This is a genomic window from Nocardia paucivorans NBRC 100373, assembly GCF_000308675.1.
In the GTDB taxonomy this organism is placed as follows: domain Bacteria; phylum Actinomycetota; class Actinomycetes; order Mycobacteriales; family Mycobacteriaceae; genus Nocardia; species Nocardia paucivorans.
On sequence record NZ_BAGE01000060.1, the window covers coordinates 163181 to 184063 of the forward strand.

The 20883-nt window shown below is 64.3% G+C and carries 19 protein-coding genes; 4 read left to right on the forward strand and 15 right to left on the reverse strand.

The annotated features are described in order from the left end of the window. The first annotated feature begins 218 nt into the window (after positions 1-218). The gene (locus tag ON32_RS23185; RefSeq protein ID WP_217998095.1) at positions 219-1424 is read left to right on the forward strand and encodes an IS256 family transposase; all 1206 of its coding nucleotides are present in this window, start codon (positions 219-221) and stop codon (positions 1422-1424) included. Between the two features lie 61 nt (positions 1425-1485). Here ON32_RS23185 and ON32_RS23190 read toward each other — a convergent pair whose 3' ends face one another. The 11 genes from ON32_RS23190 to ON32_RS23240 all read right to left on the reverse strand — a co-directional run bounded on the left by ON32_RS23190 (position 1486) and on the right by ON32_RS23240 (position 13119). Continuing rightward, on the reverse strand, positions 1486-2253 hold the full coding sequence (locus ON32_RS23190) for a hypothetical protein (RefSeq protein WP_157224296.1): 768 nt from the start codon (positions 2251-2253) through the stop codon (positions 1486-1488). 447 nt (positions 2254-2700) lie between these two features. Beyond that, on the reverse strand, positions 2701-3372 hold the full coding sequence (locus tag ON32_RS23195; RefSeq protein ID WP_157224297.1) for a hypothetical protein: 672 nt from the start codon (positions 3370-3372) through the stop codon (positions 2701-2703). 39 nt (positions 3373-3411) lie between these two features. After that, positions 3412-4431 carry a prolipoprotein diacylglyceryl transferase gene (locus ON32_RS23200; RefSeq protein WP_040793084.1) on the reverse strand — a complete coding sequence of 340 codons (1020 nt, stop codon included), beginning with the start codon at positions 4429-4431 and terminating at the stop codon, positions 3412-3414. Positions 4432-4571: 140 nt separating this feature from the next. Next, on the reverse strand, positions 4572-5732 hold the full coding sequence (locus ON32_RS23205) for an MlaD family protein (RefSeq protein ID WP_040793151.1): 1161 nt from the start codon (positions 5730-5732) through the stop codon (positions 4572-4574). After that, on the reverse strand, positions 5732-6835 hold the full coding sequence (locus ON32_RS23210) for an MCE family protein (protein WP_040793085.1): 1104 nt from the start codon (positions 6833-6835) through the stop codon (positions 5732-5734). Before ON32_RS23210 ends, ON32_RS23205 begins: the two co-directional genes overlap by 1 nt. Beyond that, positions 6832-7911: an MCE family protein gene (locus ON32_RS23215; RefSeq protein ID WP_040793086.1), complete on the reverse strand. Its 1080-nt coding sequence runs from the start codon at positions 7909-7911 to the stop codon at positions 6832-6834. Before ON32_RS23215 ends, ON32_RS23210 begins: the two co-directional genes overlap by 4 nt. Further along, entirely contained in the window at positions 7908-8903 is a 996-nt protein-coding gene (locus ON32_RS23220; RefSeq protein ID WP_040793152.1) for an MCE family protein, read from the reverse strand. Before ON32_RS23220 ends, ON32_RS23215 begins: the two co-directional genes overlap by 4 nt. Next, entirely contained in the window at positions 8903-9931 is a 1029-nt protein-coding gene (locus ON32_RS23225; RefSeq protein ID WP_040793087.1) for an MCE family protein, read from the reverse strand. Before ON32_RS23225 ends, ON32_RS23220 begins: the two co-directional genes overlap by 1 nt. Further along, positions 9928-11442: an MlaD family protein gene (locus ON32_RS23230; RefSeq protein WP_040793088.1), complete on the reverse strand. Its 1515-nt coding sequence runs from the start codon at positions 11440-11442 to the stop codon at positions 9928-9930. Before ON32_RS23230 ends, ON32_RS23225 begins: the two co-directional genes overlap by 4 nt. 3 nt (positions 11443-11445) lie before the next feature. Further along, on the reverse strand, positions 11446-12309 hold the full coding sequence (locus ON32_RS23235; RefSeq protein WP_040793089.1) for an ABC transporter permease: 864 nt from the start codon (positions 12307-12309) through the stop codon (positions 11446-11448). Between the two features lie 3 nt (positions 12310-12312). Then, entirely contained in the window at positions 12313-13119 is an 807-nt protein-coding gene (locus ON32_RS23240) for an MlaE family ABC transporter permease (protein WP_245551252.1), read from the reverse strand. Positions 13120-13680: 561 nt separating this feature from the next. Between ON32_RS23240 and ON32_RS23245 the strand changes: the two genes are divergently transcribed. Beyond that, a complete protein-coding gene (locus ON32_RS23245) occupies positions 13681-14352 on the forward strand; it encodes a S1 family peptidase (protein ID WP_040793091.1) in 672 nt (223 codons plus the stop codon). An 80-nt stretch (positions 14353-14432) separates the two neighbouring features. Here the strand turns inward: ON32_RS23245 and lppU are convergent, their stop codons facing one another. Next, the gene (gene lppU / locus ON32_RS23250) at positions 14433-15017 is read right to left on the reverse strand and encodes an LppU family putative lipoprotein (RefSeq protein WP_040793092.1); all 585 of its coding nucleotides are present in this window, start codon (positions 15015-15017) and stop codon (positions 14433-14435) included. A 715-nt stretch (positions 15018-15732) separates the two neighbouring features. On the opposite strand from lppU, the gene ON32_RS23255 reads away from it, so the two are divergent. After that, a complete protein-coding gene (locus ON32_RS23255; RefSeq protein ID WP_051133593.1) occupies positions 15733-16629 on the forward strand; it encodes a L,D-transpeptidase in 897 nt (298 codons plus the stop codon). A gap of 70 nt (positions 16630-16699) precedes the next feature. Here ON32_RS23255 and ON32_RS23260 read toward each other — a convergent pair whose 3' ends face one another. The 3 genes from ON32_RS23260 to ON32_RS23270 form a co-directional block, all read right to left on the reverse strand. Continuing rightward, the gene (locus ON32_RS23260) at positions 16700-18709 is read right to left on the reverse strand and encodes a M13 family metallopeptidase (RefSeq protein WP_373284362.1); all 2010 of its coding nucleotides are present in this window, start codon (positions 18707-18709) and stop codon (positions 16700-16702) included. Positions 18710-18830: 121 nt separating this feature from the next. Then, complete coding sequence (locus ON32_RS23265; RefSeq protein WP_040793093.1) at positions 18831-19292, reverse strand: DUF4190 domain-containing protein; 462 nt, start codon at positions 19290-19292, stop codon at positions 18831-18833. 19 nt (positions 19293-19311) lie between these two features. Next, positions 19312-20100 (reverse strand): pirin family protein, encoded by a 789-nt coding sequence (locus ON32_RS23270; RefSeq protein ID WP_040793094.1) that lies wholly within the window; start codon positions 20098-20100, stop codon positions 19312-19314. Between the two features lie 206 nt (positions 20101-20306). Here ON32_RS23270 and ON32_RS23275 point away from each other — a divergent pair, with 206 nt between their 5' ends. Continuing rightward, positions 20307-20774: an NUDIX hydrolase gene (locus ON32_RS23275; RefSeq protein ID WP_040793095.1), complete on the forward strand. Its 468-nt coding sequence runs from the start codon at positions 20307-20309 to the stop codon at positions 20772-20774. Positions 20775-20883 lie beyond the last annotated feature (109 nt).

Consider the following 20883-nt stretch of genomic DNA (forward strand, 5'->3'; position numbering starts at 1 on the left):
CTCCTGTCAGGTCCCCCGGCCTACCCCCGGGTTCTACCGGATGCATGCGCGGATGGAAGATCACAGAGCGTCCCGATGGAGGAGGGAGCCCGGGGAGAGGGCCCAAGCCCCTGGTCTCTGGCCTCTGGCTGTCCCGTGGCCGGTCGGTCGTGGACGAGGTCGTGACCGAGCCGGGTGGCAAGCCCGCGGCGGAGGTTTCCGACGAGTAGCTGATCGCGATGCTGGTCGACCGGGCCCGCACTGACGGTCTGGCGCTGACCGGAGCCGGCGGGTTGTTGCAGCAGCTGACCAAGCGGGTGCTGGAGTCCGCACTCGAGGGTGAGGTCACCGATCACCTCGGCTACGACAAGCACGACTCGGCTGGTCGCAACAGTGGTAACAGCCGTAACGGCGCGCGGTCGAAGACGGTGGTCACCGATATCGGGCCGGTCGAGGTGAAGGTGCCTCGTGACACCGCCGGCACGTTCGAGCCGCAGATCGTGCGCAAACGTCAGCGCCGGCTGTCCGGGGTGGACGAGATGGTGCTGTCGTTGTCGGCCAAGGGGTTGACCCACGGCGAGATCAGCGCGCATCCGGCCGAGGTCTACGGCGCCGAGGTGTCACGGCAGACGATCTCGATCATCACCGACAAGGTGATCGACGGAATGGCCGAGTGGCAGAACCGGCCACTGGACCGCGTCTACCCAGTCCTGTTCGTGGACGCTATCGATGTGAAGATCCGGGACGGTCAGGTCGCGAACCGGCCGATCTATGTCGCGATGGCGGTCACTGTCGATGGGCATCGCGACATCCTCGGTATTTGGGCCGGTGACGGTGGTGAAGGCGCCAAGTACTGGCTGCATGTTTTCACCGAGTTGAAGAACCGCGGCGTCGAAGACGTGCTCATGCTCGTCTGTGACGGGTTGAAAGGCCTACCCGAGGCGGTGGAGGCGGTCTGGCCGCGCACGATCGTGCAAACATGCGTGATCCATCTGCTGCGCAACAGCTTCCGCTACGCCGGCCGTCAGGACTGGGACAAGATCGCCAAAACGTTGAAACCGGTCTATACCGCGCCGACCGAGGATGCGGCGACCGAGCGGTTCCTGGAGTTCCAGGAGGTCTGGGGCGGCAAATACCCGGCGATCGTGAAGCTGTGGTCGGACGCCTGGTCGGAGTTCGTGCCGTTCCTGGCCTTCGACGTCGAGATCCGCAAGGTCATCTGCTCGACGAACGCGATCGAGTCGGTCAACGCCCGCATCCGCAAGGCCGTGCGCGCTCGCGGGCACTTCCCGAACGAGACCGCGGCCCTGAAGTGCGTCTACATGGCGTTGATGAGCCTCGACCCGACCGGCGCCGGCCGCAAGCGATGGACCATGCGCTGGAAAGCGCCCCTGAACGCCTTCCAGATCGCCTTCGAAGGCCGCCTCACCCCCACCAACCACTGAGAATCAACAACCAAGATCAGCCGTTAACTGGACAGACCCGCGTACAACCGAACGGTTGTCGTCAGGTCTCGGACCGGGAGCGCGGGGCCCGGATGACGGTAATGGCGTCGGAAGGCTCGGTGCCGGGGGGTACGTCCACGTAGACCATCGCCGTACCCGTCTCGGTGGCCCAACGGGCACGGTTGATATCGACCGTGGCGTAGACATCATGGTTCATACCGGCGCGGTGCAGCACCTCCGCCGTTCGTGCGGCATGACCGTACTCGGGGTCACCGGCATGGCAGGCCAGCATCAGCAGCGGTTTGCCCGGACCTGCCCGCGAAGCGGCCTGAAAATGCCTGTTCGCCGCGAGCACATGGCCGAAGAAGGGGCCGGGAACGAGCAGTACTCTCCAGTCGGGCTCCTGGTCGGTGCCCACATTGACCTTGATCTCGAAACCTCGTGGGCCGGAATGCGAGTGCACGTAGAGCATTCCTTCTCTGGCGTCGTCGGCCCACGGCGCGGGCAATGCGGGTCCGGGGGCCCGCCCGATCGCGCCCCTATTGGGGATGTATTCCTTGTCGCTCAACCGGTTCGGCATTCGTGACCATGTCGAGTAGGCCTGGTAATCCGAGATGCCCTGTCGACTCCCGTCCTGGGTGGGGAACGAAACTCCGATGAGATTTCCCTCGTGGTCCACCATCCGCATACTGCGCACTTGATGGGGTTCGAATGTGTAATGCCGCATGGAGGCGTCCCATCCGATCAGCCAGGGACCGCGCGATCGGGTGGTGTTGCCCATCCGGTCGATAACGTTCGCGCCGTTTCCGTCGACGTTCCGCGCGCCCATCCCCGCACCGCGAAACTCCTCGGCGAACGTACCGACACTGTTTTTGATGGTATGGGCGCCGGCGGCAAGTGATCTCGCGAGCGAATCGGTTGCGACGCGCATACATCGGGCCGGTGCCGAGAGCTCCACCGCCCCGCAGTTCACAGCGCTCATAAGGTCCGATATCGAACACCCGGCAGGGAGCTGCCTCCTCGAACGAAGGAGAGAACAGAACGCTTCCCCCTATCCGGAGCAAGAGCCATCATGAAGGATCATGAATACCCGGAATGCGCGTAAAGGCAAGGGAATGTGACAAATCCACCACCGGGAGCCATCCACCGCGACCCGTGGTTCGTATTGGTCGATCCCGGATGAAACAAGCCGATCCGATGACCTTCCCCCCCACCGCACGCATTGTGGGTGGAAATGGCGATACCGGGCTGTTTCGGCCGCGTATACCTGCTCGACTCAGTTGCCCGGCGCAGGGGCGGGCTGCTCGCCCGGTGCGGGAGCCGGGGCCTGAGCGGGCGGAGACGCGGGGGCGCCGACCTCGCTGCCGACACCGGCCAGCATCGCCAGATCCCATTTGTCGACAATCCAGCGGTCACCGGACTTCTCCAGGCCCGCGATCACCGCGATGTCCTGCTGTTTGGGTTCGGGGGTGGCGGCATTGGTCTTCATCAGGCTGATATTGACCAACACCCGCGCGCTCTCGGCGTCACCCGACTGGAAGCCGCAGCTCACCTGGTCCACCCAGGATTTGACCTTCGACTCGGTCAACAGCTGGCGCACCACTTCCCAGTTCTTCTCCAGCGACGAAACGACGTTACCGGTGGCCCTGTCCTTCATGTTCTGGATGAATCCGTCCAGATCACCGGCGTAGTCGTAGGTGTTGGTGGCCTCGGCGAAATCGCACGCGGCGCGGGTGGCCTCGTCCTGCGCGGCGAGTTCTCCACCGCTGCGATACGCCTCCCGGAAGAACACCACCCCGGAGACGACCAGCGCGACCAGCACCACCCCGGCCACGAAGGCGGCGATCATCGGCAGCATCCCGCGCACACCACCGGTGCCCGCGGTTTTCTCCTTATCGGCCTTTCCGGTTTCGGCGGTCACCGGTTCGACAGCGTCGTCTTCGGCCATGTCAGTGGTCCCACTCTCTTTCTTCACGACGGAAGCCGGCTACTGCTGCACCATCGGCGTATCGAAGTTGGCGACCATCCACCGGTCGCCCACCTTCTCCATATCGACATTCGCCGCGACCTTCACCTGGCCGGGCGTGGCCGACCCCGCAGTGGTGAAGCTCTGATCGATGATCAGCACCACGCGCGCCTTGTCGTCGGACCCGGATTCGTATCCGCACTGCACATCACCGGCGGAGGAGCTGACCTGACGCTCCGCGAACCGGGCCTTCAGGTCCGGACCGATCTGGGAAACCAGCTTCTTCCACTCGCCGGTCGCGGATTGATCCAGTCGGCTCAGGTAATCGTCGACCCGGTCGCCAGTGTAGGTGGCGAAGTTGTGGCCGAAGTCGCAGGCCGCCTTGGTGGCGGCGGCGCGTCGGTCCAGTTCCTCCCGGCGATCCTTGGCCTGGAAGGCGAAAACACCCACCGCGACCATGGCCGCGATCAGCAGTACGGCCGCCACGACGGTGAGGAGGCGGCCACGGCTGAGCACCGATTTCTCGTTCGCCGAAGACTTCGCCCGAGCATCGGACCTGTCGCCCTTCTCGGCCGCGGCGGTGCTGCTCGCGGAGGCTTTATCGATCTGCACCGTCTTATCCGAGCCGGTGTCCTCGCCGCTCTCGGCCTCATCGGTGGAGGACTTGTCGAGCACAACCGTCTTGTCCTGCTCGACGTCCTCGGCATCCCCACCCTCGCCGGTGGCGGACTCGACCGTCTTGTCCTGCTCGGAGGCCTTGCCGGCTTCGGTGTCGGCGGCGGGGGTCTTGCGGGCCACGACCGCCGCATCGGAATCGCCCGACTTCTCGGCTTCGCCGGTCGGGGATTTCTCCGTATCGGTTTTCGACGATCCCTCGGCCGATACGGCGGTATCGGTATCGACGGTCTTCGTGTCCGCCGAAGTGCCGATATCCGCCGATTCGGCCGTGTCGCCGCCGGCGGTCTCGTTCTCGGTGATTTCCGTGGGCACGTCCGTGCCCTCCGGCTCCTTCGGTTCGGAAACGGCGTCTTCAGTGGACATCGGTACCGTTCACACCTTCCCGGCACACCGTTGCCGATGTGCCGTGTTGTCCGGTCATAACGCTCGCCGGGTGAGCGCGGCATCACATCAGTGCGTGAGTATGCCTGGCCACACCCGGCGGCCTACAACCGGTACCCGCCTTACCGCACCGGCGGCAAGGTCCGTTCGTTCGGATCCACCCCGGGCGGCATGTGCGCGCCGTTGTTCGGCACGTCCGGTCTGGGCGCGTTGGCCGCACCACGGATCTGTTGACCCGGGGGCGGGTTATCGCAGTAGTTCCACTTCGGCAGTGTGCCGTCCTGGATGACCTGCGGTTTCATCGGGGTCGACCGGTACTGGCAGTACGGCCGGAACCAGATATCGAGCACCGTGTGGAACTCGTTGTCGTGGGCGGGAACTCCCAGTGCCGAACCACCGAGCTCCAGGGCCGGGAACAGCGCCCGCAGCGCCGGGGTGCGCAGCTGCGCGGCACGGGTGACCGCCACGAAGTTCTGCGCGATGGTGGTGATCGGATCGATATTGGTGTCGAGTACCGCGCCCAGTTGTTCGAACTGGCCGGGCGACTCCGCCAGCACACTCTGCAGTTCGGCGTTCGCCTTGTCGAACTGCTCGAACAGCACCCCGGAGTTATGGGTCAAGGTGCCCAGATCCGGCTGCGCCAGCGAGGTCGTAGCCGCGATGGTGCGCAGGTTCGCGATCAGATTGGTGGTCTGCGGCAGCAGCGAGTCCAGACCCGCGACGGCCAGGCTGACCCCTTCGATGAGCGATCGAAGCTGGTCGGGACCACCGCTGAGTGCGGTATCCAGTTCGTTGAGGATCACCGAGAACTTCTTCGGGTCGATCTGGGAGATCAGATCGCTGGAATTCTCGAGCACCTCGGTGATCGGCACGGGGGTGTGCACCCGTTCCGGGTCGTAGTCGATCACCGAACCGTCGGTGAGAAACGGCCCCTCCTCGCCCGCCGGGCGGAAGTCGATGTACTGCTCACCGGCTCCGGACAGCGCCTGCACCGCGACCTGGGTGTCCACCGGGATGGCGTACCGCGAGTCGATCGTGGCCTTGGCCTCGATACCGGCGCCACCGTCGGTGATCTCGATCGAATCGACCTCACCCACTCGGTATCCGCGCAAGGTCACATCGTTGCCGGGTTGCAGACCGCCCGAGCGATCCAGGTTCACGGTGACCGTGTAGGTGCTGCGCAGCGGATTGAACCGCATGACCTCCACTGCGAGGTAGGTCGCGCCGATCACCAGGGCCAGCACCAGGCCGACATTGGAGAACAGGATCTTGTGCCGTTTGATCACCGCTGGCCTCCCGTTACTCGACCGTAGACGGCCTGGAGCACCTGGATGAGGCTGCCCGCGAAGTCTTGTAAATCTCGTACGTCGAAGAACTTGCTGGTACCCGGCGCGGTGAGCAGGGCGACATCGAGGCTGGTGATGGAGACCTGCGCCGCGAGGGAGGAACCACGGAAGGTCGCGGCAACCGGGTCCTTGACCTCGTGCAAGGCGTCGAGCAGCGCGCCGAAGCTGTCACCGGTCGCCGCGAGGGCGGCCATGAGTCGGTCGGTGCTGTCCAGCAGGTTGGCCAGTTCACCGCCGGTGGTGTTGGAGTAGTCGCCGAGCGCAGCGCTCATGGTGGCGACCTTGGTCAACAGATCACCGAGAGCCCGGTTGTTCTCGGCCACCGCGCCGATCATGTCCGGCAGCGTATCGGCCACCTGGCCCAGGCTGTCGCGGCGCGACTGGATGGTGTCGGCCAGCACGGAGAACTCGCTGAGCACACTGTCGATCCGGGCGGAGTTGGCGTTCATACTGCCGACCACGCCGGTGAGTTCGTTGACCAGGTGCACCACCTGGTCGCTGCGCCCGCCGACAATCGAATCCAGCTCCGAGCCGAGCCGGGACAGATGGGCGATACCACCGCCGTTGAACAACAGCGATACCGACAGCAGCAGTTCCTCCACGGTCGCACCCGCCGAGGTCTGCTCGAGCGGCAGCGTATCGCCGTCCTTCAGAAGTTCCACGCCGGGTTCGGTCGGCGGCTTGGACACCGCCACGAAAACATCGCCCAGCGGAGTGGCCTGGCGCAGTTCGGCGGTGGTGCCCACCGGCAGCTCGATGTCCTTGCGGATGCTCAGCTCGACGATGGCCTGGAAGTTCTTGGTCTCGATATCGGTGACGACACCGACATCGGAACCACCGATCTTGACCTTCGCCTGGTCCGGCAGATTCAACGCGTTGTCGAATACGGCCTTCACGGTGAAGGTCTCACCGCTGAGGCCGGGCTTCGGCAACGGCACATCCTCCACGGTGAGGCCGCAGCCGGAGGCCAGCGACACCGCACCCACCGCCGCGAGCGCAACTGCGGTGCGGCGGACTCGTCCGATCTTTCGGTGCATCATTTCGTCAGTCCCAGGAGTGCGGCGGTAAGTCCGAAATCGGGCCCGAAGTCCTCCATCCGGCCGGTGCGACAGCCATCGGCCCGCATCTGGATTCGTTCGCAGAACAGGCTGACCAACTCACCGTTGAGGTTGGTCCCGATGAGCGCGTGCAGTCGGATGTAGCCGAGTTCCCGGTTCATCGACCGGTCGATGTTCTGCAGCAGCAGCGGCGCGACATCGACCACCTCGGTGACCCCGTGGGCGTTCGCCCGCAACTGCTCGATAACCGTGTTCATCCGGGTGAGCGTGTCGGCCAGCTGATCCTGATGTTGGGTGAGGGTCGTGCTGGTGTTGCTCAGGAAGCCCCGCAACTGGTCCAGGGTGGCCTGCAGACCCGGCGCCTGCTCGGCGAGCAGCGTCGACATCTGGGTGACCTGGTTGCTGAAGTCGCGCACCGACTGGTCGTTCTCGGCGAGCATGGTGGTGAGCTCGTTGAGCTTGATGATGATGTTCGACAACGCGTCCTTGTTGTCGACACCGACCTTGACTGCGCTCGACAGCGCGTTGAGGGTGTCGCGGATGCGTTCGCCCTGCCCGTCGAGCATCGGGTACAGCACCCGACCGGACAGCGGACCGATCCCTTCCTGTCCCGGTTTGGGCTCGAGCGCCGCGGAGAACCGGTCGATCGTCTTGAGCAGCGTGTCCAGCTCGATCGGGGTATCGGTGCGTTCCAGCGGCAGATGGTCGCCGTCGGAGAGGGTCTCGCCCTCGGTATAGACGGGGGTCATCTCGATATGCCGATCGGTGACGATCGACGGCGAGATGAGGACGGCCATCGCGTCCTTGGGGATCTTCACATCGCCGTCCAGCGACATGTGCACCTCGACCAGATCACCGTGCGGCACGATCTTGTCGACCTTGCCGACCTCGAGTCCGAGGACGGTGATCGGGTTGCCCTCGAACATGCCTGCGATGTTCTCGAAGTCGGCGGTCACCTGGATGGTGTTGCCGACCGCGTTGTTCACCACCGAGCAGCTGCCGAGCGCAAGCGCGGTCACCCCGATGATCAGGGCTTTGGCGGTGTTCTTCAGATTCATCCCTCGCACCCTTCGGCAACCTGCGCGAAGCACAGCCAGTTGTCGGGGAACAGCCACGGGGCGCCGACCTCGGCGTAGTTGCCGTTACCCCAGGCATTGGTCAGGTAGCGCACCGAGGGCGGCATGATCGACAACAGTCGGTCCAGGTTGTCCTTGTTCTTCTGCAGACCGGTGGCCATCGTGTTCAGCTGGTCCAGCGTGCCGGAGAACTGCTCGTTGTTCTGGATGCCGATGTCCTGCAGCTGCCGGGTCAGCGTGGCCACATTGTCCAGTAGCTGACGCAGCAGTTCCTGACGTTCCATCACTCGCGAGGCGATCGCCTCACCTTGAGTGATGATCAACAGCACGCTGTTGCGATTGTCGGCGAGCAGCGTGGTGACCCGGTTGAGGTCCTTGAGCAGGGTATCGACATCGGCCTTGCGCTGATCGATCACCTTGGCCAGCGCGCCGACGCTGTCGAGCGACTGCGCCACCAGCTCCGGGGAACCCTGCAACTGTTCGTTGAACAGGTTCAACGACTGGGCCAGTTTGTCGGCGTCGAGTTCCTGGAACTCCGGGGTACCCTTCTGGATCACATCGGCGAGGTCGTAGGGGACCGCCGTATTGGACTTGTGGATCCGGTGGTCCGGCAGACCGGAACCATCACCCGGATCCAGGTCCACATAGCGGGCGCCGAGCAGGGTGGCCATCTTGATGGCCGCCCGGGCGTCCGGACCGAGCTTCACATCGCTGTCGACCTTCAGGGTTAGCAGGACGTGGTCGCCTTCCAACTCGGCGCCGGAAACCCGCCCGACCGGCACACCCGCGACATTCACCCGGTCACCCACGGTAATGCCCGCGGCCTGCACGAATTCCGCCTTGACGGTCTGTTGACCGATACCGAGATTGCGGAACGTGCTCGACCCGATGAGCAGCACACCGACCACGAGCACGCCGATGATGCCGAGCGAGAAGTAGCGGTTGCGATTGAACAGTTCCTTGAATTTGGTCATCATGGCCGGCACACCGCCGAGTGAGAGTTACCGCCGACCTGCGAGAAGAGCCCGCGCGGGAAGAGCACCCCGTACAGCGAGACATCCAGGCTGCAGATGTAGGCGTTGGCGTAGGCACCTTCGGAGGTGAACCGGCCCGCGTCGGCCAACACGCTCGGCAGATCGATCGCGGCCTGGTCCAGTTTGGCGCCATTGGCGAGCAGCAGGGTCAGCGCGTCCCGGGTGGAGTTCTGCACCTGCTGGAGTTTCGGTTGGATATTGCCGAACATGTTCACCAGCCCGGTCGACGCGTCCGCGATCTGGGTGGTCGACTGGAGCAGCGACTGGCCCTGTTCGTACAGACCGCCGATCAGCGCCCTGGTCTGCGTTATCAGCGTCTCCAATTCATCCCCTCGTTTGGCCAAACCCTGCATGACGCCGCTGAGGTTGGTGATGACATCGCTGAGAATGGCGTCCCGGCGCTGGAAATCGGTGGCCAGCGTCGCGGCCTGGGTGATGAACGAGCTCAGCGAGACCCGGTCACCCTGCAACGCCAGGATGAAGGTTTCCGAGAGCCGGTTCACCTGCGCGGGCTCGAGCATCTGGAACAACGGCTGGAAGCCGTTGAGCAGCGCCGAGATATCGAAGGACGGCTCGGTGCGCTCCACCGGGATCCGACCGTGCTCCGGCAGTTCGGAGGCATCTCCCTCGGTTCCCGGCGCCAGCGCCACATAGCGCTGACCGATGAGGTTCTGGTACCGCACCAGAGCCTTGGTGTTGCCGTACAGCGTCTGGTCGTTCTGGACGATAAAGGTGACCTCGGCATTGTTGTCGTCGGTCACCTCGATTCCGGTGACCTTGCCGACCCGCACCCCCGCCATTCGGACGTCGTCGCCTTCGCGCAGGCCCAGCACATCGGTGAAGACGGCCGAATAGGTCTTCGTACCACCCTCCACCGTTCGCGCCAACGTGTTCCAGACCAGCACGGTCACCAGCAGCGAAACAATGGTGAACAGGCCGAACCCGATCAGCGGTTTGCGAATACTCATGCTGTTCCACCCGCGTCGGTCACCCGCAAGGTCCCGCCTTCCAGAATCGAACTCAACATCAGGTACTCCACCGAGGAAGGCTTCCGGCCCATCAGGAGGGTCAACGCCGCATCACCCTCGTAGGTGATCGGTTTGGCCGCGGGGGCGACACCCGGCTGCCGATCGCTCGCCGGAGCGGCCGGCGCGCCCGGTTCGGCCGCCGGAGCCGGCGCCGGCGCGGGAGCCGGCGGCAGGATCGCCGGGAACAGTCCCTCCAGCGGGGTACCCGCGAACGGGTTCGTCGGCAGGCCGGGGATCACCGAGGGCGTCGGGGCGGGCGCGGGCGCCTCCACGGTCACCCCCGGGATAGGCGGCAGACCCGGCATCGGCGGCACGATCGGCAGCCCGTCGGCCGAGGACAGTCGACGCGGTTTCATCGCCTCGGGCAGGTAGCCGGGGTCGGCCACCGCCGGCGCGGTGAAGCAGCTCGGGCCGGCCAGATCCTCGTAGCGCGGGCAGTCGGCCACGGTGTTGGGCTGCCAGGGAGTGAAGGTCAGACCGGCGTTCCACACCATCTGCCGCTGCGGACCCCAGTGGAAGGTCGTCGACAGTTTGCGCACCGAATCGTTGAGGTTGACGATCGCATTGGTGATCGCCTGCGGGTCGGCGGCCAGCGACCCGAAGGTCGCCTGCGTGCCCACGGTGAGTTCCTTACCGGTATCAGGGTTGCGCGCGAACAGGTCGTTCACCCGGTCCACCATGCCGGAGGCGCCGCTGATCAGGTCGACCAGTTCCTCCCGCCGGTCCGCAATGGTCTTGGCGGTCTTCACGGAGTTGGCCAGCACATCCATCAGCTCCGGCGCCGAGGCGTTGAGCGCGTGCGCGGAGTTGGAGAAATCGTCCAACAGCACGCCGAGATCCGGAATGGACTCGTCCACCGCGGTCAACCAGCGGTCGAGCCGCTCGACGGTCGACCCGGGCACGCGGCCGCTGCCGTCCAGGGCGTAGGACAGGGTGCCCAACACCCGACCGAACTGCATCGGGTCGATTTCGTCGAGAATGTTCTGGACGGTGGTGAGGGTGTCCTGCAGGGCGATGGTGCCCAGGCTGCGGTCCTCCGCGATCACCGAGCCCTCTTCCAGATGACCGTCGGAGGGCCCGTTGTAGACCAGTTCTACCGAGGTGACCGCGAACAGGTTGCTCGGCACCACCCGGGCGGTGACATTGTTCGGGATGCCCTCGACGAACTCCGGCTTCAGATCGATGTCGACCTTCTGCAGTTCGCCCTTGGCGGCGACCGAGACATCCTTCACCGCGCCGACCAGCACGCCGCGGAACTTGACATCGGCCTCCTGCGGCAGACCGTCACCGGTGGTGGTCAGGTCGGCGGTGACTCGTACCTTGTCGACGAAATAGCCCTGGTACCGAGCCATCAGGAATACGAGCACCACGACGAAGACCAGCAGACCACAGACACCGGCAATAAGCAGTTGACGCATGGTGGGCCCACGCCCACTTGGATCGATGATCATTACCTACCCTGAGATCCGGATGCCGGGGCTGATGCCCCAGATGGCCAAGGTCATGAACAGGTCCGCGAAAACGACCACGATGATGCACATTTTGATCGCGCGGCCGGCCGCGACACCCACTCCCTCCGGACCACCGGAGGCGAAGAAGCCGTAATAGCACTGGATGAAGGTGGTTATCGCCACGAAGACGATCGCCTTCAGCAGCGAGTACAGCACGTCCGTCGGAATCAGGAACTGATAGAAGTAGTGCTGATAGGTGCCGCTGGCGGTACCACCCAGTAGCTGCACCGTCACCGAGCAGGAGATGTAGGCCATCGCCAGCCCGAGGCAGTACAGGGGAAGGATGGTCACCATGGCGGCGATCATCCGCGTGCTGACCAGATAGGGCAGCGGTCGAATGGCCACCGATTCCAGCGCGTCGATCTCCTCGGAGATGCGCATCGCGCCGAGTTGCGCGGTGAACCGGCAACCCGCCTGCGCGGCGAAGGCCAGCGAGGCGAGCAGCGGACCGAGTTCCCGGGTGGTGGCGAACGCGGAGATGGCACCGGTGATCGGACTCAGGCCGAGTAGATCGAGCGAGGTGTGGCCCTGGATGCCCACGGTCATCCCACCGAACGCGCTCAGGATGAGCACCACACCGATCGTCCCGCCACCGACGACGAGATTGCCATTACCCCAGGTGACGTCCGAGAGCAGTCGCCAGACTTCCTTCGGGTATTGCTTGAACGCCAACGGCATCGAGCCGACCGAACGCAAGAAGAAGAAGACCTGGTGTCCGAGTCGGGCGAGCATATCCACCGGGGCATTGGCCGCGGCGCGCAGACGCTGCAGCGGGCGCAGCAGCGGGGGCGTATAAGTTGCGGACACCTATCACACCACCTGCGGGGGGAACACGGTGTTGTAGATCTGGGTGAAGATCACATTCACTCCGAACAGCATCACCGCGGACATGACCACGGCGGTATTGACCGAGTTGGCGACACCGCCCGGACCGCCCCGGGTGTTCAATCCGGTATCACATGCGATGATTGCGGCCAACAGACCGAACAATGTCGATTTGATAAGTGCCACAAGCAAATCGAGTGTGACGGCGAACGATGCGAAGGTATTGATATAGGAGCCCGGAGTGCCACCCTGCGCGAAGATATTGAATACGTAGCCGGTGAGAAACCCGACGAAGACCACGAATCCGCACAGCAGGAAGCTCACCAGCATGGCCGCGCCGAGCCGGGGAGCGACGAGTCGACGCATCGGGTCGACGCCCATGACCTTCATGGCGTCGATCTCCTCCCGGATGGTGCGGGAACCGAGGTCGGCGCAGATGGCCGAGCCGACCGCGCCGGCGATCATCAGCACGGTGACCAGCGGCGCACCCTGTTGGATGATGCCGAGACCGTTGGCGGCGCCGATGAACGAGGTGGCACCGACCTGCTGCGCGACCGCACCGACCTGGATCGAGACGATGACGCCGATCGGGATGGCGACCAACAGGGTCGGCGCCGCCGCGACACTGGCCATGAATGCGCACTGCCGGATGAACTCGTCGAACGGGAACCGTCCACGGAAAATGCTCACCACGAGCTCGGTAACGGCTTCGGCGCCCATGGTCATCTGACGGCCGAGCGTCTCCAGTGACTTTTTGGGATGGTCGCGCCAGTAGTCTTTCGTCCACTCCATCGCGCCGTTCAACCGCGAACCTGCCGGTGGACTCTTGGTCGACTGCACTGACTAACCCCTCTCGACGTCGGTTACCTACCCCGACGACTCGTTTGCTTGAGGCACCTTACTACGTAGTAGTGCAGAACACACCATAGACGCGTGATTACGGTCATAGACGCTTGTCACTATGCGTGGTGACCATTGAGTTATCGCACCGATGTTGGGATGACTCCCAATAGTTAACCTTCGGAACCGCGATAAACATACCGGCAGCATGGGAACTTTTGGGAATCGCCAAGGGTAATCGGATTGATATTTACGGAATTCCTTCATAAAAATTGGAAGGCCATCGAGTCATCGTCACTCGACCGATACGCGAATAGCCATGGACGGTTATAGCCGGCAGCTATTCTTCCTGGAATATGAGTCGATGGATTCCCGCACCCCCATCGAACTCATGGGTAACGAGGATCCGGCGAACTCACCGGTTACTGCGGCTGAGGACGCACAAGAGTGGCGATACTGACAGGATGGGGTTCCGCACTGGCTCTCGTGCGGGCTTCCAACGTCTGGAGGGACATGTTCAGCACATTCGCCAAGGCGGCCAAAGCCGTCTTCGCCCTTGCCCTCGGCGCGGCCCTGGTGGGCACCGGAGCCGGCGTCGCCCAGGCCGCTCCGGCTCCCGTGATCGGTGGCGGCTCGGGGATCATCATCGACGATATGTTCCAGTGCACGCTGACCACCGTGGGGCATGATTCCGCCGGACGGCTGATCGGCCTGACCGCCGGACACTGCGGCGATCCGGGCGCTCGGGTGTATGCGGAGGCCAACCGGGGCTACGGACAGATCGGCACCTTCGTGCACTCCGACCACAAGTTGGACTACGCCATCATCCAATTCCAGCCCGACCGGATCACCCCGGTGAACCGGATCGGCAATGTGACCATCACCGGGGTGGGCGATCCGCCGCAGTTCCCGATGATCGTCTGCAAGGAAGGTCGCACCACCGGCAGCACCTGCGGCCCGGTCTGGGGCGATGTCTTCGACACCAACTACGAGACCTGGTCGCAGATGTGCGTCATGGAGGGCGACTCCGGCGCGCCGGTGGTGGTCGGCACCACCCTGGTGGGCATGGTGAACGCCTACCTGGCGATCGCCTGCTTCGGACCCCATGTGGGTACCAATATGTCGGCGATCACCGCCGATATGAACGGTCGCGGCGGCATCGGCGCGGGCTACCGGCCCATCTGATCCGCCGGGCCGTACCAACCGGAAGCCAACAGCGCCGCGGTGAGCGGGTGGTGATACTCCCACTCACCGCGGCGCGAAACTCAGAACTCCTCGACACACACCACGAAACGGCGCTCACTGTAGACATATCCGGCGCTACCGGAACCACAGGCGCTGACATCGGTGGCGTTGCGTTCGATCGAGACCACCTTGACCCCCTCCGCGGCGCTCTCCGTGCAATCGATGCGCTTGGGATCCGAGCCGCCGACATCCATGCAGCCGCCCACCACCCAATCGATATCCAGGCACAGCGCACCCTGCTCGACGCCGTTGAGGCTTTCGGCATAGTAGTTGTCGGCGTCGCTCACGCACTGGGAACTCCGTTCCGCCTTACCGATGACCTTGTAGTTCGAGGCCCGGCTACCGCAGGACGCCTTCTCGATGGTGGCATTGGTAGTGGTTCCGCCCAGGGTGACACAGTCGCCGATCTCGGCCTCGAAATCGATCTGCCCACCGCGATCCGGCGATTCGGTGGTGGTTGGCCGCGACGAGGACCTCGGCGCCTTGGTCGGGTCGATGGCGCTGATGGTTCCGTCCTCGAGCGCCGGTTGCGCCTTACCTTCGATCTTGGAAGCACAGCCCGCGAGCACAACAGCGGTCGCCGCGATTCCGGCACACAACACCATGGGGCGAGATGAAGCCCAGCCGGACACGCACAGCCTCCCGATCCACCAGGCCGAACCCGACGACCCCTGTCCGAATCGCAGGTTCGACCTCAGCACTTTCCGCAATACATACATCATGGAGCACCCGACCGTCGACTCACGCGATATCCGGTAGCGCCGAACCGTCGTCGAGGTGCGAAACACCACACCGTTCGATTACCCCTCGACCACCCCGCCACCGAAGTGGAAAAAAAGAGAGTGAAATATATCACCAATAGGTTTGACCAGTAGTACCAACGGTTTTCGCTCTACCGGGCAGATGTCCGGCCTGTATACCGGATGACCGGCGAATTCCACGCAACACCCCGTCGAGCCACCCGCGAAATGAGCCGGGACACAAGCGATGCACATCGACTATCGCCTCGAATCCGAAGGTGGCTCACCCGGACCGGTTCGGGTAGGAATGGTCGGCGAAGTGGTAGGCGGATGAGCGAATCGGGTTGCCCGTCATGGCACTCGCTTCGCACCCGTCGGGCGGGGCCACTCCTGGAGTCACGCGTGACCCGACTCCAGATCTCCGGCGTGGGCTCGTCCAGTGAACGAGCCCTGGAACACACCGCGTGTACGCACCGGCCCGGGGATGCACTACGAACTCCGCGAACGCGGAGTGCTGCACAGGACGTGTCGCCGGGTCGTTGGGCGTCGCGCTCCAGAGTTGAACGGACCGAGAACGAATATGCATGTCGCCAAGAACACCGAGTCGCTGTCGACCCGTCGTCGGGGTACGCGGCGGCTACGGCAGAGTCTCCTGATGACCGCCGCGATCGCCGCGGCCGGCACCCTGTCCACCGCTCCGGCCCAGGCCATCCCTGGGCTACCGGATCTACCCACCGGCTCCGCGGGCATTGCCCGACCCACACCGCCGCCGGCGAATTTCGCCCCACCGGCCATCAATCCGTCCGAGGGCGAGACGGTGGGCGTGGCACAGCCGATCATCATCAATTTCAAAGAGCCGGTGTCCGATCGAGCCACGGCCGAGCAAGCTATCAAGATCACCTCGTCCAATCCGGTTGCGGGGCATTTCTACTGGTTCGGCAACAAGCAGGTGCGCTGGCGGCCGAACGAATTCTGGCCGGCCGAAACCGATGTGGTGGTGGAGGCGGGTGGCAGCCGCAGCGCCTTCCACATCGGTGAGGCGCTCATCGCCACCGCGGATGACAACACCAAGACCATCACCATCACCCGCAACGGCGAAGTGGTGCGCACCATGCCCACCTCCATGGGCAAACCGGGCCACGAAACCCCCAACGGCACCTACATCGTCGGCGAGAAACGGCGGAAAATGGTGATGGACTCCTCCACCTACGGTGTCCCGATCGATGCCCCGGAGGGATACAAGCTCGACGTCGAATACGCCACCCGAATCTCCAACAGCGGCATCTTCGTCCACGCGGCACCGTGGTCGGTGGCACAGCAGGGTGTGTCCAACGCCAGCCACGGGTGCCTGAACGTCAGCACCGACGACGCCAAGTGGTTCTTCGAGAACTTCAAGAAGGGCGACGCGGTGATCGTACGGAACACCGAGGGCGGCGTCCTCAACTACCAGGACGGCCTCGGCGACTGGAACGCCTGAACAACCGAGATCACATGACGACGACGGCGGTGCGCCCCGGCCCGGGGCGCACCGCCGTTCGCTTTCGCGGTCACCAGATCTTGACGCGCTCCTCGGGCGGCAGATAGAGCGCGTCGTCGGGGGTCAGCCCGAATGCCTCGTGGAAGGCGTCGATATTGCGAACCACAGCGTTGCAGCGGAACTCCGGCGGCGAGTGGGGATCCACCGCCAACCGTCGCATGGCCTCCTCCGGCCGCACCTTGCTCCGCCAGACCTGGGCCCAGCCGAAGAACACCCGCTGCAACCCGGTCAAACCATCGATCACCGGCGGCTCGACCCCGTCACAAGCGATCCGATACGCCTCCAACGCAATGGACAAGCCGCCCAGATCGCCGATGTTCTCGCCGATGGTGAATTCGCCGTTGACGGTGTGCTCGTCGGGCAGATCCTTGGGGGAGAGGCAGTTGTACTGGTCGATCAGCGCCCGGGTGCGTTTGCCGAACTCGGCCCGATCCGCATCGGTCCACCAGTCGACCATATTGCCATCACCGTCGTATTTGGCGCCCTGGTCGTCGAAACCGTGCCCGATCTCGTGGCCGATCACCGCACCGATCCCACCGTAGTTGGCGGCGTCGTCGGCGTTCATGTCGAAGAACGGCGGTTGCAGGATCGCGGCCGGGAAAACGATCTCGTTCATTCCCGGGTTGTAGTAGGCGTTCACCGTCTGCGGGGTCATATGCCACTCGTCCCGGTCGACGGGGCCACCGAGCTTGTTCAGGTTGCGGTCGTATTCGGCGGCGTATCCACGCCGGTAGTTGCCCACCAGGTCGGTGGGATCGATGTGCACCGCGGAGTAGTCGCGCCAACGGTCGGGGTAGCCGATCTTCGGGGTGAACTTCTCCAGTTTCGCCAAGGCGGCCTGCCGGGTTTCCGGACCCATCCAGTCCAGCCGGGAGATATTGCGCCGGTACGCCTCGCGCAGATTCTCCACCAGGCGCACCATCCGCTCCTTGGCCTCCGGTGGAAAATGCTCGGCCACATACAGTTTGCCGACCGCCTCCCCGAGCAGCTCCTGGACCAGTGAGACACCGCGCTTCCAGCGCTCCCGGTTCTCCGGGGCCCCGGTCAGGGTACGACCGTAGAAGTCGAAGTTCTCCTCCACCAAGGCTTCGGTGAGCAGGGAGGCCCGGCCCCGTAGCACCCGCCACAGCAGCCACAGCCGCCAGTCCTCCAGAGATTCCTCCGCCCAAGTACGAGCGAAAACCCCGAGGTAGTCGGGCTGTCGAACCACCAACTCGGCGAACAGCTCCGGCCCTTCGGCGGTAATGCCCTCGGTCAGACCGGCCACCCATGCCGCCCAGTCGAATTGGGGATGGGCAGTGACGAGTTCGGCGAAAGTGGTGAGGTTGTAGCCGAGTTCGGCATCGCGTCGCCGCACCACGTCCCAATGGCCGGCGGCGAGCTTGCGCTCCAGCTCGAACACCCGCTGCCCAACCGGCTCGGCCGGCAACAGGTCCGCGACTCGGGAATCGGCGGCGGCCAGAGCGAACATACGGTCGATATGGGCGATGTACTTCGTGCGCACCTCGGCGTACTCGTCGTCCCGGTAGTAGGACTCGTCGGGCAGGCCGATCCCGGATTGGGTCGCGTTGATCAAATAGCGCTGGGAGTTCTTGTCATCGGTATCGATGTAGATCGCCACGGCGCCACCCACCCCGGTCCGCTGCAGGCGGCCGAGCAGCCCGGCGAATCCGGCACGGTCGACCGCCGCGGCCTCGGTGAGCTCGGGCAGTATCGGGTCCAGTCCGGCCGATTCGATCGTGTCGGTGTCCATGAAGGACGCATACAGGTCCGCGATCTTGCGTGCCTCACTGCCCGGTTCGCCCGTCGCATTGCGGATGATCGCCTGAACATCCAGCTCCGCCTGGTCGTAGAGCTTCCGGAAGGCGCCGTCGACGGCGCGGTCGGCCGGGATCTCATAGGTGTCCAGCCAGGCACCGTTGACATGCGCGAACAGATCGTCCTGCACCCGGACGGCCGGGTCGACGTAGGACAGATCGATACCGGATGGTCTCGTCAGTTCGGAAGTCACGTCCACCAGTATGCCGGTGCCCGCGCGCTCGGGTCGGCCGCGGCATCGAGCTCGGCGACGATCCGGGGCGGTGGTCCCTGTCGAGAATTGTCATCACAGTGACGATTCAACGAGGCACGGCAGTCGATTCTCAGTTCAGCGAGATCCTATAGTGGTCTTCTATGCGCTGATACCAGTCGTCCTGGCATTTCTGGGCGGCTGCCCGATCGTCCCCCGCATTGTCGATGCATTCGAGAAACTCCCGCCCGCCCGTATTGTTGTAGACGTTCAGCGTGAGCACGAGGGCGACGATCACCCCGATCAACGACAGCAGCCCCAGCACCAACCCGACCATCGCCATGGCACCGCCGGATGCCCTACCGCGGCGCGCTCGGAGGAAAGCGATCAGACCGAGGACAACGGCGGCGATGCCGAACAGTATCCCGCCGATCACGGTCCAGAAACCGAGCAGCGCGACGATGCCGAGTACCAGGGCGGTGACCGCCATCCCTCTGCTCCGGCGCGGTTCCTGCTCGGTGTGACCGCCGGAGGAGTCGAACGATCCCGGGGGCGGCGGAGGTGGATAGCCACCGACCGGTGGATATTCGGACATCAGGTTTCCTCTCCGGTCGTTATGGCGCCGACAGGCGGGCGTGCATCTCCCAGATCAGTACCTCCGCGGGTGCTCGCGCGGTGATGCGCCGGCCGCCGGAGTGGGTCAGCCGTACCGCATCGCCCTCATAGAGGGGGCCGACACCTTCCATATCCACCTCGCCCCGGGCCACGAACACGTGGATATACGGCGCCTCGGGCAATTCGGCCGAGGAAGGCACCGCGTTCTCGGCGGAGGACAGCCGGGCCACATGCAGGGCCGAATGGCTGCTGTGGATGGCGATCGCCGTGCGGTCGCGGTAGCGGGGCAGACCGGACGCCACGGTCACCAGACCACCGCCGGCCAATTGGTCCCCGATTTCCAGTTGCTGGTATCCGGGGTCGACACCCGATTCGTCGGGCAGCACCCACATCTGTATGAAATGGACCGGCTCGTCGTGCTCGGGCCGGTTGCCGTCGAGTCGCCACGAGTCGTTCTTCTCCGAATGGAGAATTCCGGTGCCCGCGCTCATCCGCTGCGCAAGACCGGGGTAGATGATTCCGCTGTGCCCGAGTGAATCCTGATGTACCAGGCTACCCTCGAGAACCCACGTGACGATCTCCATATCACGGTGCGGGTGAGTTTCGAAACCTTGTCCCGGAAGAACGATATCGTCGTTATTCACCAGCAACAATCCATGATGGGTGTTTTCCGGATCGTAGTGCTGTCCGAACGAAAAGGAATGCTTCGAATCAAGCCAGGAGACACGTGTTTTAAGGCGATCGCCGGCGCGGTGGACGTCGATATGCGGCGTGGCGAACGTGGACATCGCCGGCCTCCTCTCGGGCACGATTACTTTTCCCGTGTGGGAGTACCCGACGCCGATACTCCACATTACCTAGTAAATTGTCTGCCCTCGGTATTTTACGCGAGCGGTTCGGGGGTGAACGGCAGGTGGGCATCGCAGACCGTAATGGACGAATACCTGCGCCTGGGTACGAGAATATAAGTCGGGGGAAGCAGGGAGGTGATCGTATGCATCCCGAGGTACTCGCGCTCGTGGAGCAGCGGCTTCGCTTCGAGGCGCATCGGGACGGGATCACCCACTTCGTGATCGGCGTCGCGGTCATCCGGGCCGGAAAACTCCTGGTGATACGCCGAGTTCCCGACGACTACCACGGCGGTATGTACGAGCTACCCGGCGGCGGGGTGGAATCGGGAGAAAGCTTCGCCGAGTGCGTGGCCCGGGAACTGTTCGAGGAAACCGGACTCCAGCTACGCGGTATCACCGACTTCCTCGGTGGCTTCGACTACGCCACCCGGACCAAGGCCAAGGTCCGCAAGTTCAGCTTCCTGGTGGACACCGAACCGGGTGAGATCGCTCTTTCCCCCGGCGAGCACGACGACTTCGCCTGGATCGACGCCGAGGCACTGACCCGACTACCGATGGCCCCGGATATGCGCAAAGCCGTCAGTTCCCTGGTCGCGGACAGGATGCGCTGACTCCGCCGCGGCCACCCCCCGGTGGACGGGTAGCCTCGCGGCGTGGCCATGCCTTCGCCCGAACCGCCCGCCGCGGACCGACTACCCCGTGCCGGGCGCGGGACCTGGC

Excerpts from the sequence above, each read along its gene's own strand:
- ON32_RS23195 (WP_157224297.1), bottom strand. The coding sequence starts at position 3,372 with ATGGCCGAAGACGACGCTGTCGAACCGGTGACCGCCGAAACCGGAAAG.
- ON32_RS23185 (WP_217998095.1), top strand. The coding sequence starts at position 219 with ATGCTGGTCGACCGGGCCCGCACTGACGGTCTGGCGCTGACCGGAGCC.
- ON32_RS23245 (WP_040793091.1), top strand. The coding sequence starts at position 13,681 with ATGTTCAGCACATTCGCCAAGGCGGCCAAAGCCGTCTTCGCCCTTGCC.
- ON32_RS23255 (WP_051133593.1), top strand. The coding sequence starts at position 15,733 with ATGCATGTCGCCAAGAACACCGAGTCGCTGTCGACCCGTCGTCGGGGT.
- ON32_RS23265 (WP_040793093.1), bottom strand. The coding sequence starts at position 19,292 with ATGTCCGAATATCCACCGGTCGGTGGCTATCCACCTCCGCCGCCCCCG.
- ON32_RS23210 (WP_040793085.1), bottom strand. The coding sequence starts at position 6,835 with ATGATGCACCGAAAGATCGGACGAGTCCGCCGCACCGCAGTTGCGCTC.
- ON32_RS23275 (WP_040793095.1), top strand. The coding sequence starts at position 20,307 with ATGCATCCCGAGGTACTCGCGCTCGTGGAGCAGCGGCTTCGCTTCGAG.
- ON32_RS23225 (WP_040793087.1), bottom strand. The coding sequence starts at position 9,931 with ATGAGTATTCGCAAACCGCTGATCGGGTTCGGCCTGTTCACCATTGTT.
- ON32_RS23240 (WP_245551252.1), bottom strand. The coding sequence starts at position 13,119 with ATGGAGTGGACGAAAGACTACTGGCGCGACCATCCCAAAAAGTCACTG.
- ON32_RS23190 (WP_157224296.1), bottom strand. The coding sequence starts at position 2,253 with ATGGGCGCGCGGAACGTCGACGGAAACGGCGCGAACGTTATCGACCGG.
- ON32_RS23215 (WP_040793086.1), bottom strand. The coding sequence starts at position 7,911 with ATGAATCTGAAGAACACCGCCAAAGCCCTGATCATCGGGGTGACCGCG.
- ON32_RS23220 (WP_040793152.1), bottom strand. The coding sequence starts at position 8,903 with ATGACCAAATTCAAGGAACTGTTCAATCGCAACCGCTACTTCTCGCTC.
- lppU (WP_040793092.1), bottom strand. The coding sequence starts at position 15,017 with ATGGTGTTGTGTGCCGGAATCGCGGCGACCGCTGTTGTGCTCGCGGGC.
- ON32_RS23230 (WP_040793088.1), bottom strand. The coding sequence starts at position 11,442 with ATGATCATCGATCCAAGTGGGCGTGGGCCCACCATGCGTCAACTGCTT.
- ON32_RS23270 (WP_040793094.1), bottom strand. The coding sequence starts at position 20,100 with ATGTCCACGTTCGCCACGCCGCATATCGACGTCCACCGCGCCGGCGAT.
- ON32_RS23200 (WP_040793084.1), bottom strand. The coding sequence starts at position 4,431 with ATGTCCACTGAAGACGCCGTTTCCGAACCGAAGGAGCCGGAGGGCACG.